Annotated in this window: 14 protein-coding genes; 1 reads left to right on the top strand and 13 read right to left on the bottom strand. The window is 48.5% G+C overall.

What is annotated here, in order from left to right:
* Positions 1-37 precede the first annotated feature (37 nt).
* Genes aroQ through AC9UEP_RS01830 form a run of 13 tightly spaced genes read right to left on the bottom strand, consistent with a single transcriptional unit; the run spans position 38 to position 12,700 of the window.
* A complete protein-coding gene (gene aroQ, locus AC9UEP_RS01890) occupies positions 38-469 on the bottom strand; it encodes a type II 3-dehydroquinate dehydratase (RefSeq protein ID WP_509543513.1) in 432 nt (143 codons plus the stop codon).
* The gene (aroB, locus tag AC9UEP_RS01885; protein WP_509543511.1) at positions 466-1,521 is read right to left on the bottom strand and encodes a 3-dehydroquinate synthase; all 1,056 of its coding nucleotides are present in this window, start codon (positions 1,519-1,521) and stop codon (positions 466-468) included. The genes aroQ and aroB overlap by 4 nt, the downstream gene beginning before the upstream one ends.
* Positions 1,518-2,024, bottom strand: a complete 507-nt coding sequence (locus AC9UEP_RS01880; protein ID WP_509543509.1) for a shikimate kinase — start codon at positions 2,022-2,024, stop codon at positions 1,518-1,520. The genes aroB and AC9UEP_RS01880 overlap by 4 nt, the downstream gene beginning before the upstream one ends.
* 8 nt (positions 2,025-2,032) lie before the next feature.
* Positions 2,033-3,214, bottom strand: a complete 1,182-nt coding sequence (gene aroC, locus AC9UEP_RS01875) for a chorismate synthase (RefSeq protein ID WP_509543507.1) — start codon at positions 3,212-3,214, stop codon at positions 2,033-2,035.
* 45 nt (positions 3,215-3,259) lie between these two features.
* Positions 3,260-3,649 carry a hypothetical protein gene (locus tag AC9UEP_RS01870; RefSeq protein ID WP_509543505.1) on the bottom strand — a complete coding sequence of 130 codons (390 nt, stop codon included), beginning with the start codon at positions 3,647-3,649 and terminating at the stop codon, positions 3,260-3,262.
* Between the two features lie 51 nt (positions 3,650-3,700).
* On the bottom strand, positions 3,701-4,501 hold the full coding sequence (locus tag AC9UEP_RS01865; RefSeq protein ID WP_509543503.1) for a shikimate dehydrogenase: 801 nt from the start codon (positions 4,499-4,501) through the stop codon (positions 3,701-3,703).
* Positions 4,498-5,484, bottom strand: coding sequence for an endolytic transglycosylase MltG (gene mltG, locus AC9UEP_RS01860; protein ID WP_509543501.1), 987 nt, complete (start codon positions 5,482-5,484; stop codon positions 4,498-4,500). The genes AC9UEP_RS01865 and mltG overlap by 4 nt, the downstream gene beginning before the upstream one ends.
* Positions 5,485-5,518: 34 nt before the next feature.
* The gene (ruvX, locus tag AC9UEP_RS01855; RefSeq protein ID WP_509543499.1) at positions 5,519-5,938 is read right to left on the bottom strand and encodes a Holliday junction resolvase RuvX; all 420 of its coding nucleotides are present in this window, start codon (positions 5,936-5,938) and stop codon (positions 5,519-5,521) included.
* A 3-nt stretch (positions 5,939-5,941) separates the two neighbouring features.
* Complete coding sequence (gene alaS, locus AC9UEP_RS01850; protein ID WP_509543497.1) at positions 5,942-8,617, bottom strand: alanine--tRNA ligase; 2,676 nt, start codon at positions 8,615-8,617, stop codon at positions 5,942-5,944.
* A 38-nt stretch (positions 8,618-8,655) separates the two neighbouring features.
* Complete coding sequence (locus AC9UEP_RS01845; RefSeq protein ID WP_095674843.1) at positions 8,656-9,018, bottom strand: DUF948 domain-containing protein; 363 nt, start codon at positions 9,016-9,018, stop codon at positions 8,656-8,658.
* 18 nt (positions 9,019-9,036) lie between these two features.
* Positions 9,037-10,776 carry an aspartate--tRNA ligase gene (gene aspS, locus AC9UEP_RS01840; RefSeq protein ID WP_509543494.1) on the bottom strand — a complete coding sequence of 580 codons (1,740 nt, stop codon included), beginning with the start codon at positions 10,774-10,776 and terminating at the stop codon, positions 9,037-9,039.
* Positions 10,777-10,805: 29 nt separating this feature from the next.
* Complete coding sequence (hisS, locus tag AC9UEP_RS01835) at positions 10,806-12,074, bottom strand: histidine--tRNA ligase (protein ID WP_509543492.1); 1,269 nt, start codon at positions 12,072-12,074, stop codon at positions 10,806-10,808.
* Positions 12,071-12,700 carry an MBL fold metallo-hydrolase gene (locus AC9UEP_RS01830; RefSeq protein WP_509543490.1) on the bottom strand — a complete coding sequence of 210 codons (630 nt, stop codon included), beginning with the start codon at positions 12,698-12,700 and terminating at the stop codon, positions 12,071-12,073. Before AC9UEP_RS01830 ends, hisS begins: the two co-directional genes overlap by 4 nt.
* Before the next feature lie 144 nt (positions 12,701-12,844).
* Between AC9UEP_RS01830 and AC9UEP_RS01825 the strand changes: the two genes are divergently transcribed.
* Entirely contained in the window at positions 12,845-14,161 is a 1,317-nt protein-coding gene (locus AC9UEP_RS01825) for a DUF349 domain-containing protein (RefSeq protein WP_509543488.1), read from the top strand.
* Positions 14,162-14,164: the final 3 nt, after the last annotated feature.

The raw sequence follows: 14,164 nt of genomic DNA, 5'->3' as shown, positions 1-14,164 counted from the left end.
TCGAAGTACAATAGAGAGCGAACTTTACCTCATTAAGTTATGCGAGAAGTGCCTTCAAGGCGATGAGCGCTAGTACATATGAATTAGGTCCAAATCCACCAATAGTTCCATTAGCCACACCGGAAATAACCGAGGTGTGACGGAATTCTTCACGAGCAAGCGGGTTCGATAGATGCACTTCGATTAGAGGTGCCTTAACCAAATCTGCGGCATCACGAATTGCATACGAGTAGTGAGTAAAGGCAGCTGGATTGATAATGACTGGGGTCTTAGTGTCGGCAGCCTCATGTAACCACCCAATGATCTCGGACTCATCATTGCTTTGACGCACATCGGCTTCAAAGCCATGAGTCTTGGCAGCGCTTTCAATCAGGCTTACAAGTTCCGGATAACTCAGATCCCCGTAGATGGCTGAATCTCGAATATCGAGTCGTCCAAGATTTGGACCATTAAGAACTAATACCTTCATTGGCTAACCTTCTCATATGCGGCTAAGAGTTGGTCGTCAGTTACCGATTCGACTCTCTCGGTTTTGGCAATCTCGGAGATCACGACAAAACGAATCTGCTTTCCGCGTGATTTCTTATCAACTCTCATGGTAGCCAGAAGGTTTAGCCAATCCCCCTCCAGATAACGAACCGGTAGACCCAAATGACTGAGTATCTCTGCGTGCTGATCAACAATCTCTTGGCTCATCAGACCCAGTGAGTGAGCTAGGTGGGCGACGTAGACCATCCCAATAGCTACGCACTCTCCATGACGCAATGAGTACTTACTCTCCAACTCAACTGCATGACCAAAGGTGTGTCCGTAATTGAGAATCTCTCGTTGGAAACTCTCCTTAAAGTCAGCAGAGACAACATTTGCCTTGACGCTGATAGCTCTATGGATGAGATCAACTGTAAGTTCACGCGATCCACGGATATTCGCGATGCTCTTATCAGCAATCAAAGCAAGAATCTGTGGGTCACGAATAAATCCGCACTTAACAACCTCTGCCAGGCCTGCTGCAAAATCACGATCGCTGAGCGTCGACAACCATTGCGGGTCAATAATCACTTCGATCGGAGAATGAAAGGCCCCAATCAGGTTCTTGCCGAAATCACTATTGATTCCAGTTTTTCCACCAACTGCTGCATCAACCATTCCCGCCACAGTGGTGGGCACTGCCACCCAATCTAATCCGCGTAGCCAAGAAGCCGCAGCAAAGCCAGCAAAATCTGTCACTGCTCCCCCACCGATTGCGACAATCAAATCAGAGCGCGTGAAACCGGCTGAACCTAGCCAATCCCATACCTTAAGCAGCGTCTCCGAACTTTTACCTTTTTCTGAATCTGGAATCCCAAAATAGAAAACTTCTGAATCCTGCGCATCAATCCGAGGGATTGCAGCTTTCATCGATTCCGAGAAGATTATGGCTATGCGCTCTCGCTCTTTGAAGTGGGGTTCCAACGCTTGCAAATAGGGAGTGTCGACTAATACTGAGTAGTTGCGTTCTGCGCGAACATCAATGATTTTCATGCAAGAACCTCAAGTATCTGCGCCACGATTTCACTCTGAGAGCGTTTGTTCACATCAACGACTGTATCGGCGACTGATTCATAAATTGGGCGACGCGCTTCCATCAGCGTCTGCCATTGCCCGCGAGGATTATTGAGAAGCAATGGGCGATCACGATTAAAACCGATACGCGGGGCGACGCTGGCTAATGAAATATCAAGATAAACAACATGTGATCCGCTTACTAGCAGCGCTGACTGCGCCTCTGTTGAAATCGGAGCTCCACCTCCCAGTGCTAAGACTGTGTCCTTGCCTTGAAGTTCTTGCTGCAAAATCTCTTTTTCAATAGCGCGAAAAGCATCTTCTCCATCTTCAATAAAGATTTGAGAAACAGTTTTCTGCTCTCGCTGCTCAATTACTGAATCAGTATCTCGAAACTCCAAGGCTAGTTTCTGCGCCAGGGATTTCCCGATTGTTGTCTTGCCTGAACCCATCGGGCCAATAAGAATTATTCGCGGGGCCATGGCTTGGCCTACTTGAAACGCAGATTTTTCATATAGGACTCAAAATTCCGGCGAACTTCCTGAACTGAGTCACCGCCAAATTTTTCAAGAACGGCTTCGGCAAGAACAAGTGCGGCCATCGCTTCTGCCACAACTCCTGACGCAGGGACAGCGCAGACATCAGATCGCTGATTAATAGCTTTGGCAGCCTCGCCAGTCTTCACATCAATAGTGTCTAGAGCTTTAGGAACAGTGGAAATAGGCTTCATTGCGATAGAGACTCGTAAAATCTCACCATTAGACATTCCACCTTCAGTACCGCCGGCACGATCAGTACGTCTTGCGATCTGGCCATCTTTTGCGCGTTCAATTTCATCATGAGCAACTGATCCGCGACGGGTAGCAGTTCTAAAACCATCACCAATCTCCACCCCTTTAATTGCTTGAATTCCCATCATCGCAGCGGCAAGGCGGGCATCTAACCTACGATCCCAGTGAACGTGTGAGCCCAAGCCAGGCGGCAAATTGTAAGCAAGTACTTCACAAACACCACCTAAGGTATCTCCATCAGCGTGTGCAGCTTCAATCTCAGTAATCATCTTGGCACTCGTTGCTGGGTCGGTACAGCGAACTGGATCTTCATCGATTCGAGACATATCATTTTCACTCGGCAGTTCACAGCCATCCGGAATACGAACGCTTCCGATAGAAACCACGTGGCTAAGAATCGTAATTCCGACTGACTGTTCCAAGAATTTTCTAGCGATAGCACCAAGTGCCACTCGTGAAGCAGTTTCACGTGCACTAGCTCTCTCTAGAATCGGCCGTGCGTCATCAAAATCATATTTCTGCATTCCCACCATATCTGCGTGACCTGGTCGAGGCCGGGTCAGCGGCGCATTACGAGCTAGGTTCTCAATCTCTTCAAGTGGCACAGGATCTGCTGACATAACTTTTTCCCACTTTGGCCACTCACTATTTCCCACCTGTACTGCAATCGGTCCACCTTGTGTTAATCCCAATCGGATTCCACCAAGAATGCTTACCTTATCGGCCTCAAAATTTTGTCGCGCTCCACGACCAACCCCGAGTCTGCGACGCGCTAAATGGAAATCAATATCGGAAGTCGTCACCTGAACATGAGCTGGGACGCCTTCAATAATTGCAGAAAGGGCCTGCCCATGAGATTCGCCTGCTGTGATCCAACGCATGTGCCTATTCTTGCAGAAGGTATCGCGAACTCGCTCATTATTAACTCACTGGGTAAACAAAAAAGCGAGATAAGACGCACATATCGCAGGAGCTAGCGCAATATTGCCCCGTAAACGCATTCGGGCCGCAATAGTGAGTGCCGTTAGGATTGATATCGCCACTACGAGAATAGTCAAGTAGGTGGAGATTGAACCAACAGGTATGACCATCAGAGCTACCGCTATAAGAAGTTTCACATCCCCTCCACCTAATCCCCCGAAAATGCCGAGTAGCAAGAGCGGCACTATGAAAAGAATCCCTGTGAGAAAGTAAACGTGAAAGTCGCCCTCAATAAAGAGTAAGACCGAGAGAAGAACAACAGAGAGGTTCGTGATTTTGTGATGACGCAAATCAAAGAGGCTGATATATATCGAGAAAAGAATAATCAGCGTCATGGAACGAGCCTAGATAGAACACTCTCATCACATTAACTACCTGTGGATGAACTACGTGCGTAGCGCTGTGCGCAAATGTGTCGCTAACTTCTCTCGGTCTAGACTTTCACGAAGCACCAATTCCAACTGATCGATGCCCTGGTAGAGCAAGAGTTCTAGCCCACCGATTACTTTGCCGCCAGAATCCCTCCACGCCGCCGCAAGTACTGTCGGCCAAGGTTTATAGATCACATCAAATAGGACACCACTGGCTCTATCGCGAACAGAATCAGCCAAGAGATCGGCTGCTCCGGCTGGAGTTGTATTTACGACGAGATCATAAGAACCTAAATCAGCACCTGAGTTCCAAGAGATGTATTCAAAATCGGATGTAGTTACCGATGACTTCAGTGCAGGAGCTCGCACTGAACTACGACCAAGAACGTGAATCTCTTTCGAGATACCATCCATCGCACCAGCTACCGCACGGGCTGTTCCACCCGCTCCAAGAATCAGTACTCGGTTGAAAGTTTGTAGGCCTGCATGGGCTAGCGCTGCAATAAATCCAGATCCATCAGTAGAAGTCAGTGACCATCCGTCCTTCTTTTTCCATAAAGTATTTGCAGATTGAATCTTGGATATTAATGGGTCGCATTCAATGGGAAGTAGCAGTACTTCTTCCTTCAAAGGCATGGTGAGAGAGAAGTAATCGAAATCTGTGCCGCGTCTTTCAATAAATGATGCGAGCGAACCCGCCGGGACTTCGATTGGCTCATAGCTTCCCTCTATTCCTAGATAGGAGAGGGCAGCACGGTGCAAGCGCGGTGAAAGTGAATGAGTAATAGGGGAACCCAACACAGCTCCTCTAATCACTTTTGACTCCTAAACTTTCCAGCCCGTAAATTCCTTTTATACTCATACTTCCAGGCATTGAACTGGGCGATATCAGCGGTGAATCGGGTATCACCTGGCGCCACTGTGATGAAATATAGCCAGTCACCTTCTTGCGGAGTAACCGCCGCGCGCATCGCTGATGCCCCAGGATTATTAATAGGCCCCGGTGGAAGTCCATATTTTCTATAGGTGTTATAGCTCGATGACAACATGGTGGACTTGGTGCTCAAGAAGATATTACCTCGAGACTGCATCACATAATGCACGGTCGAATCAAACTGAAGTGGCATCCCTTTCTTCAATCTGTTGCGCACGACCTGCGAAACCTTCGTGAAGTCCTTCTCGCCGCCCTCTGCCTGAATCAAAGAGGCAATAACGAGTAACTGCGCTGGGGTATATCCAGATTTGGAACTATAGAAACCAGCGATACGCATCTCCTTCTCGGCACGAGCGATCATCGCCACGAGGGCATCACTTGCTGATGTTGATGAAGCAAAGCTGTATTGCGCCGGGAAAAGCAAACCTTCTAGTTGATCAAAGCCCCGAGGTTTAATTAGGGTTTTCAGAGCGGACTTAACGTCTTGTTGCTTAATCCCTGAACGATACATCTGGGGCAGTACCTCATTCACCCACATCCCTTCAGAGATGTTAATCAGTCCCACGATTCTCTTTGAGTCAAGCAGCTGATCAAGTGAATCCGCTGCACATAGGTTCTTCTGTAACCTATGGGTACCTGGTGCAACTTTCGCTGCTCTTGCGTCAGCTACTGCTAACCGAAAGTAGACCTCTGAAGATTTGATCACTCCGGCACTTGCTAAGGAGGCACCGATCGACGAACCAGCTTCACCAGATTCAATTCTTATGAGAACTTCCTCGGTCGACGGAGCACCGCAAATGAAATCAGGGGCAGATGAATCTAGATTTCGCGCTGTATCCAGGCCGAAGGTGACAAGGAAGGCCATTACAGAAGCGAGCCCAACTCTAACAATCGGAATTCTAAGTAAGTTTTTCAATCGCCAACCCTTGTTCTAAGATGGCAACGGCCGCCATTGCATCGATTACCTTTTTCGAATCGCGGGTATTGACCCCAGCATCTCGAAGCTTCTTCTGAGCCGATATCGAGGAAAGTCGCTCATCCACGAATGTGACCTCAATCCCGAAAGTCTCTGAAATCAACTCCCCAAAAGATTTAGCTTTAGCAACACTATCTCCGCTCGCGCCAGACATATGTTTTGGCTCCCCGATGAAAACTGAGACCGGTTCATATTCTGCAAAGATTGCCGTGAGTTCAGATAATAGTTTGGGGCCTTGAGCCTGCAAAACAATTAGTGGTGTAGCAAGGATGCTATCTGGATCACTGATGGCAACACCAATACGCACATCACCGTAATCGAAGGCGATTCTTCGACCTCTCATCGCTTAATTTCCAGCGATTGATTCTTCGATTGCAGCAAGGGCCATTGCTGATTTTGATGCGTCAACTCCGCCGCCTTGGGCAACGTCGTCTTTGCCGCCACCACCACCACCCAAAATTGTTGAGCCAATCTTTACCAGAGCGCCGGCTTTTAGACCTCGCTCTCGCGCCTTCTCACTTACCGCAACAATTAAGACTGGTTTTGAATCCACTGAACTGATAAGTGCAACTGCTGACTGCGCAGTGCGATTACGTAAATCAAGAGCTATCTTTCTTAAATCATCTGCGACGATGGAATTAGGCAAAAGAGCGGTGATGACAGTCGTTCCACCAATTACTTTTGCACCCTTGAGCAGTGGATCTACCTGACCCAAAGCTTGAGCGGAACGGACGACTGCCAATTCTTTCTCAATCTCTTTCATCTTCCCGAGTAGCTCAGAGATTCGTTCAGGTAACTCCTCAGCTCGCGAACCCTTCATGAGCTCAGTCAAAGAGTTCAATAAAACATGTTCACGAGCTAAGAACTTATAAGCATCGATGCCAACCAGAGCTTCGACTCGGCGCACACCCGCACCAATGGAAGACTCACTTAAGAGTTTAACCACACCTAATTGTCCAGAGCGCTCCACATGTGTTCCACCGCAGAGCTCACGCGCCCAGTCACCGATGCTGACCACACGAACCTCATCACCATACTTCTCGCCAAAGAGGGCCATTGCACCACTCTTCTTAGCCGCTTCCTGCGACATCACTTGTGCAGTGACAGCGAGATTATCCAATAGCAGTGTGTTGACTCGAGACTCAACATCATTTAAAACAGATGTAGGAACAGCTCCGGTTGAGGGAAAATCAAAGCGGAATCGACCCGGTGAGTTCTCAGAACCAGCTTGCGTTGCAGTTTCGCCCAGTAATTCACGGAAGGCTTTATGCACCATGTGAGTTGCTGTGTGAGCTCGCGAGATGGCATTACGGCGTTCAACATCAATCACAGCCTGAGCGGGAGAATTAACGCTCGCCTCCCCCGAGAGAATTCGGCCTCTATGTACTGAAAGCCCATTGACTGGAGTTTGCACATCATCAATTTCAATAACTGCGCCCGTTGAAAGAGTGATGACTCCACCGTCAGCAAGTTGGCCTCCACCTTCTGCATAAAACGGTGTGCGATCAAGAATTACTTCAATCTCCTGGCCTGCATGGGCTGATGCCACACTGACACCATCCACTAAGAGGCCCGTAATCTTTGATTCCGTGCTGGTGTGGGTATAGCCAATAAATTTCGTCGCACCCGATGCATCTGCAATCTTCTTATACTCAGAGACATCTGTATGCCCGCTCTTCTTCGCTTTAGCATCAGCCTTTGCTCTATCGCGCTGTTCATTCATCAGCCTGCGGAAGCCATCTTCATCAACTTCAAGGCCCTCTTCGCGGGCCATTTCTAAGGTGAGATCGAATGGAAACCCATAGGTATCGTGGAGTTTGAAAACTTCATCCCCAGGAAGAACCTTCTTCTTGCTCGCCTTGAGCTGCGTTGATGCCAGATCAAAGATCTGTGTACCACTTTTGAGCGTTTGCAGAAATGACTCTTCTTCAGATTCTGAGACCGAAAGGATTCGCTTCTGATCTGAAATCAGCTCTGGATACTGCGCACCCATTGCCCCAATCGCCGCTACAGTGAGTTCAGACATGATGGGATCGTTCACTCCGAGTAAGCGCATATTACGAATAGTTCGCCGCATCATTCGGCGCAGAACGTAGCCACGTCCTTCATTTCCGGGAGTAACACCATCGCCAATAAGCATTGCAGAAGTGCGGGCATGGTCTGCCACAACTCGTAGCGCAACATCTGACTTTTGAGACGAACCGTATTTTACTCCCGATAATTCAGATGCCCGAGATAGAATCTTCATCGTGGTATCAATCTCATAAATATTTTCCACACCCTGCAAAAGTGCAGCTGTTCGTTCTAAACCTAACCCGGTATCAATACTTTTAGCTGGCAGTTCGCCAAGGATTGGATATCCATCTTTACCTCCGCCAGCGCCTCGTTCATTTTGCATGAAGACAAGATTCCAAATCTCCAGATAGCGATTTTCATCAGCGATAGGGCCACCGTCAACACCGTAGGCGGGTCCGCGATCGTAATAGATCTCAGAACATGGACCACATGGACCCGGAACACCCATCGACCAGAAATTATCTGCCATATCTCTACGTTGAATGCGTTCACGGGGAACGCCAATCTTCTTGTGCCAAATATCGGCAGCTTCGTCATCATCTAAATAAACGGTCACCCACAACTTATCTTCCGGAAAACCATAACCGCCATCGTTGATTGGTCGTGTCAGCAGTTCCCAAGCGAGTGCGATAGCACCCTCCTTGAAGTAATCACCGAATGAGAAGTTGCCACACATCTGAAAGAAGGAGGCGTGACGAGTGGTTTTTCCTACTTCATCAATATCTAGCGTGCGAACACATTTCTGGACCGAGGTAGCACGCTTATAAGGAGGAGTGACTTCGCCAAGGAAGAACGGCTTAAAGGGAACCATGCCAGCGTTAACTAAGAGCAGATTGGGATCATCTGCGATTAACGATGCAGAAGGTACGACTGTGTGGGTGAGGCCTTGGCGATTTTCTGATTCAAAGAATCGTAGCCAACGCGAACGTATCTCGGAGGACTCCACTAGTTACATTCACCCACTCTGACTATTGAGATTTCTGACTAGTCAGATTTCTTCTTCGATTTACGACCCTTACTCATCTGCGCTGCACTAATAAGTGCGCCCGCAACTTTTACAGCCGGACCGTTCTTATCCATAAAGCCCGTTGTTGCATCAGTAACTTTAGTAGTCACTTCTTCGACATTCTTGGTGATCTTGGCAAAACTTGCCAGCGGACTATTGATGAGTTCCAGTGTGCGAGTTGATTCAGTTAGAAGTGGAGTTGTGTCCTCAGTAAATGCTTTGAGCGAGACTTTGGCCTCATCAATGAACCTCCCCACGCGGATAACGGCATAGGCAACAGCTACGGCGATCACGAAAAGTGATGCGGCCGCAATTATTGTTGCAATTCCACCAGGACCCATATATCTAGCCTACCGGAATTACTCCTTCGGAGGTGTCCAATCGATTGCTGCCTCTTTACGTTGCGCGGCAGTAATCGGAGTTGGTGCACCAGTAAGTGGGTCTCCCCCGCTTGCTGTCTTTGGAAAGGCGATTACCTCACGGATTGAATCTGAATTCGTTAGCAATGCACACACGCGATCTAAACCAAGTGCGATTCCGCCATGTGGCGGCGGTCCATAATTAAAAGCCTCCAGCAGAAAGCCAAACTTGCTCTGTGCTTCTTCATCACTTAAACCAATTACCGAGAAGACATCTTTTTGCATCTCCCGATCATGAATACGAATAGAACCGCCACCTAACTCAGTTCCATTAAGCACTATGTCGTAGGCATATGCCAAGGCTGGCGCCGGATCGCTTTTGAAACTCTTCGCAAACTCTGGCTTAGGTCCGGTGAATGGATGGTGAACTGCAGTCCAACCTCCACCATCGGTTGGCTCAAACATTGGAGCATCAACGACCCAGACAAACTCCCACGTTCCTTGCTTAATGAGATCGCAACGCTTACCAATTTCGAGTCGTGCTGCACCCAATAGTTGTTGTGAGGATGATTTTTCTCCAGCTGCGAAGAAAATTGCATCGCCAGCCTTGGCACCCACTGCTGCCACAATTCCTGCTTGTTCAGTTTCTGAAATATTCTTTGAGACGGGACCGCCAAGAGTGCCATCTGCATTAACCAAAATATATGCAATGCCCTTTGCAGCACGCGCCTTTGCCCAATCTTGCCAAGCATCTAGTTCACGACGAGGTGAATCAGCGCCACCTGGCATGATGACCGCTCCAACATACGGAGCCTGAAATACTCTAAAAGGAGTCTGGCTAAAAAAATCAGTAACTTCAACTAATGGCTGTCCGAAACGAAGATCTGGTTTATCAGAACCGTATTTGTCCATGGCATCTGCATATGTCATATGCGGGATGGGAGTAGGAATATCGTAATTAACGGCCTGCTTCCACACCTTCACCAGAATCTTTTCCGCAATAGCCAAAATATCCGCTTGCTCAATAAATGACATCTCAATATCTAGCTGGGTAAATTCAGGTTGACGATCTGCCCGGAAATCTTCATCGCGGAAACAACGTGCGATTTGATAATAACGCTCCATACCGGCGACCATCAGTAATTGCTTAAATAACTGCGGTGATTGTGGCAGGGCATACCAACTACCTGGCTGCAGGCGAACCGGAACGAGAAAATCACGTGCACCTTCCGGAGTTGAACGGGTGAGATAAGGAGTTTCAATCTCATAAAAATCAAGATCTTCCATCACACCACGAATTGCTGATGTGACTCGGGAACGCAACCGCAGATTCGCCGCCGGTCCTTCACGGCGTAAATCTAAGTACCTATAACGAAGCCTGACTTCCTCAGAGATATCTGATTCACTTCCGGAATCAACTGGGAAAGGAAGCGGGGCTGATTCGCTGAGCACCACAATGTCATCGCCCATTATTTCTATCGCACCTGTTGGGATATTGGCATTTTCATTTCCCGAAGGTCGTAAGGCAACCTCTCCGGTAATTTGCAGACACCATTCAGCACGTAGTTGGCCGGCAAGCTTTTCATCACGAATAACTACCTGCACCGAACCTGTGCCATCACGCAAATCGATGAAAGCAACCCCACCATGATCTCGGCGACGAGCAACCCAGCCAGCCAAAGTCACGACCTGGCCGACGTGCGTAGCCCGTAGTGCGCCAGCATCATGATTTCTCAACATTAGAAAGCCACCTTTAAGAAATGAGTGCGTTAGAGCGAAAGTGCCTGACGTAACTGATTTCGCAATTGCGTAATCTTAACCGAAGTTAGAACTCCATCACTCATACGCTTGAGGTCAACGTCTCCGCTGGAAATCTCGGAATCCCCCAGTACCACTACATATCGGGCTCCAGATTTATCAGCTGCCTTCATAGCACCTTTGAGCGCACGATCACCAAAAGCAATCTCTGTTCGAATTCCAGCAGCTCGTAATTCTTGTGCTGTTGTGAGGACAATCTCCATCGCACTCTCACCTAATGGAATAAGGAACAAATCCGAGGTGAAATCTTCAGCTGGTAGTGATTTCTCTGCAATTGCAGCAAGCAAAGCACGGTCAACGCCAAGTCCAAATCCTATTCCTGATAGCGATTGTCCACCCAGGATCTCCATTAGTCCGTCATAGCGACCGCCACCACCGATACCCGATTGTGCACCTAGGTCGGAATGAACAAATTCAAAGGTAGTTCCCGTGTAGTAATCCAATCCTCGAACCATGCGCGGGTTAATGACAAAGTCGATTTTCATTGCCCGAAGATAACTTTGCACTTGCTCAAAGCTCTCAAGCGAAGAGTCAGAGAAATAGTCAAGTAATAGCGGCGCCTTTGACATCGCTGCGTGCATCTCTGGCCGCTTATCATCAAAGAGCCGAAGCGGGTTGATCTCCGCGCGCTTGGCCGTTGCCTCATCTAAATCGAGTTCTTTGATAAAGGCCAGCAAATCTATGCGATGAGCAGCGCGTGATTGCGCATCTCCTAACGAGGTAATCTCAAGACGATAGTTTCGAAGACCTAAATTCTTAAATCCCTGATCTGCAATAGCAATTACTTCCGCATCAATAGCTGGATCATCCAGACCAATCGCTTCGATTCCGACTTGATAGAACTGACGGTAGCGTCCTGCTTGCGGCCGTTCTGCTCTAAAGAATTGTCCGGAGTACCAAACCTTGACGGGTAGTTGACCGCGATCTAAGTTCTGTTCGATAACAGCGCGCATCACACCGGCTGTGCCTTCCGGACGTAACGTAATTGATCGTCCACCACGATCTTCGAAGGTATACATCTCCTTCGATACCACATCAGTTGATTCACCCACACCGCGAGTAAAAAGATTTGTATCTTCAAATACTGGCAGTTCCATTAACTGATATCCGGCTGCCTTGGCAGGGGCGATTAACTGCTCACGCACCCATTCGAAGGCGGCAGATTCCGGCGGCAAGTATTCACGAACACCTTTCGGTCCTTGAATCTTCTCGTATTTCATGAGGTCAATTCTTTCAGATAAGGGTTGCTTTTTCTCTCGAATTTGATTGTGGTCTCAGGGCCATGTCCTGGCAGCACGCGCAAATCATCGCTTAAAGGTAAAACCTTCTTCATGAGAGTCTCTCTCATCTGCGCTGCACTGCCTGTCGGTAAATCTGTTCGCCCAATGGAGCCAGCAAAGAGAACATCTCCGCTAATGAGTATCTCGTCATTGAGAGTGAACATGGTTGAACCACGAGTATGACCCGGAGCGTGAATTGCGGTGAGCTTGAGATCAAGAAGATTGATCACTTCACCATTCTTCAATTCCTGAAGATCTTTCGGTTCAGTAAATTTCATATCGCCTAATTGCGCCATCAGATCAGGACCATGTATCCCCGACGGATTAGCAACGAAACGCCGGTCTTCACTATGTATATATGTCGGAATACCGTAGCCGTCGGCGAGGGCAACAATCGAAAATGTGTGGTCTAGATGTCCATGCGTGAGTAAGGCTGCGACAGGTTTTAATCTGTATTCTTCAACGAGCATCGTTACTTCTGATGAAATGTCAGGCATTCCAGGATCGATGATGATGCACTCTTGGCCCACACCCGCAGAAATCACCCAGCAATTGGTGGCAAACATAGGCGCTGGATATGACAGAACAAGCATGGTGGACCCCGAAATCTCGCATGGATTTACTGTTGTACGGTGGTCAGGGTAGCCTTCTCCTCTTACACAATCGCACTAAACAACGAAGGCCACCGCCGACGCGCTGAGGGGGAAATCATGTCCGATATCAATCCAGGAACGCTAGCTCACACACAAGTAGCACCTAGTGCAGCATCTGCACTCATTGGAGATCCTTCTCAATTTGGTCGCGTCGGAGAAGATGGAACGGTATTCGTTCGCACCTCTGAAGGCGAGAAGCCAGTTGGTTCATATCCAGGCAAGACTTCCGAAGAAGCACTGGCATACTTTGTAAGGAAATTTGAAGCACTCGCATCTGAAGTTGCCCTCACCGCCGCCCGCATTACAAGTGGCGCTATGGTTCCTCAAGATGCGCACGAAACTGTGAAGAAGCTGCGCCTGCAAGTACGCGAACTCAATGGTGTTGGAGATCTCGATGCGCTAGCTCAATCAGTTGAGCAAATCGAACCTCTGATTGAAGGAAATCGCGAAGCATATGAGGCGAAGAAGGCAGCCGAAGGTGCGATTAAGGCTGCGCGCCGGGAACAGATCTTGGTTGAGAAGGAAAAGATTGTCGCAGAAGCTGAATCACTGGCACTGTCAGAGAACTGGAAAGTTACTGGAGATCGACTTAAGACACTGCTCGATGAGTGGAAAGCGGCGCCTCGTCTAGATAAAAAAGCTGATGGGGATTTCTGGAAGCGATTTTCCGCGTCCCGTAATAAGTTTGATAAGCGTCGTCGCACTCACTTTGCCCAACTTGAGGCGACCTCATCAGTAGTTGCTGAAGCAAAATTAGCAATCATCACTGAGGCTGAAAAACTTGCAACCTCCACCGATTGGATTGCCACTGCCCGCCGATTTAAGTCCCTGATGGATTCATGGAAAACAGCTGGTCGCGGTAAACCGAGTGATGAAGCTAAGTTGTGGGCGCGATTTAAGGCGGCTCAAGATCAGTTCTTCACTGCTAAAAATGCCGACCTGGAAAAGCGCGAGGTTTCCATGACGGCAAATCTGGCAAAGCGCGAGGAGCTAATCGTCCAAATCGAAGCCCTGGTGCCATTTACCGATGCCAAGGCAGCAAAGAACTCATTCCGCGACTTGATGCGCACCTGGGAGAAGATCGGCATCACCCATCGCGATAAGCGAGCCGCATTTGATGCCCGCGTCGCAAAGGTCGAAGCGGCAATCAAAGATGCAGAGGCTGAGATTTGGCGTAAGACAGATCCTGCTGCCAAGGCACGCGCTGCTGAAGTGGTGAAGCAACTCAGTGAATCTATTGAAAACTACCGCAAGGTTGCCGCAAAATCACAGTCAGCTGGCAATGAGAAGAAGGCTAAAGAAGCACTTGAATCAGCTGAAGCTCGCACCGTGTGGCTAGCAGAAGCTGAAAAACATCTCGCTGAATTCAGCTAACTT

The sequence above is a fragment of the Candidatus Planktophila sp. genome, from assembly GCF_040402315.1.
Classification (GTDB): Bacteria; Actinomycetota; Actinomycetes; order Nanopelagicales; family Nanopelagicaceae; genus Planktophila.
Note: the sequence above shows the minus strand (reverse complement) of the source record. Positions and strands in the feature narration are given on the sequence as shown.

What these genes read in the sequence shown, in the direction of transcription:
- aroQ (WP_509543513.1), bottom strand. Translation starts at nt 469, where the DNA reads ATGAAGGTATTAGTTCTTAATGGTCCAAATCTTGGACGACTCGATATT.
- aroB (WP_509543511.1), bottom strand. Translation starts at nt 1,521, where the DNA reads ATGAAAATCATTGATGTTCGCGCAGAACGCAACTACTCAGTATTAGTC.
- AC9UEP_RS01880 (WP_509543509.1), bottom strand. Translation starts at nt 2,024, where the DNA reads ATGGCCCCGCGAATAATTCTTATTGGCCCGATGGGTTCAGGCAAGACA.
- aroC (WP_509543507.1), bottom strand. Translation starts at nt 3,214, where the DNA reads ATGCGTTGGATCACAGCAGGCGAATCTCATGGGCAGGCCCTTTCTGCA.
- AC9UEP_RS01870 (WP_509543505.1), bottom strand. Translation starts at nt 3,649, where the DNA reads ATGACGCTGATTATTCTTTTCTCGATATATATCAGCCTCTTTGATTTG.
- mltG (WP_509543501.1), bottom strand. Translation starts at nt 5,484, where the DNA reads ATGGCCTTCCTTGTCACCTTCGGCCTGGATACAGCGCGAAATCTAGAT.
- ruvX (WP_509543499.1), bottom strand. Translation starts at nt 5,938, where the DNA reads ATGAGAGGTCGAAGAATCGCCTTCGATTACGGTGATGTGCGTATTGGT.
- AC9UEP_RS01845 (WP_095674843.1), bottom strand. Translation starts at nt 9,018, where the DNA reads ATGGGTCCTGGTGGAATTGCAACAATAATTGCGGCCGCATCACTTTTC.
- aspS (WP_509543494.1), bottom strand. Translation starts at nt 10,776, where the DNA reads ATGTTGAGAAATCATGATGCTGGCGCACTACGGGCTACGCACGTCGGC.
- hisS (WP_509543492.1), bottom strand. Translation starts at nt 12,074, where the DNA reads ATGAAATACGAGAAGATTCAAGGACCGAAAGGTGTTCGTGAATACTTG.
- AC9UEP_RS01830 (WP_509543490.1), bottom strand. Translation starts at nt 12,700, where the DNA reads ATGTTTGCCACCAATTGCTGGGTGATTTCTGCGGGTGTGGGCCAAGAG.
- AC9UEP_RS01825 (WP_509543488.1), top strand. Translation starts at nt 12,845, where the DNA reads ATGTCCGATATCAATCCAGGAACGCTAGCTCACACACAAGTAGCACCT.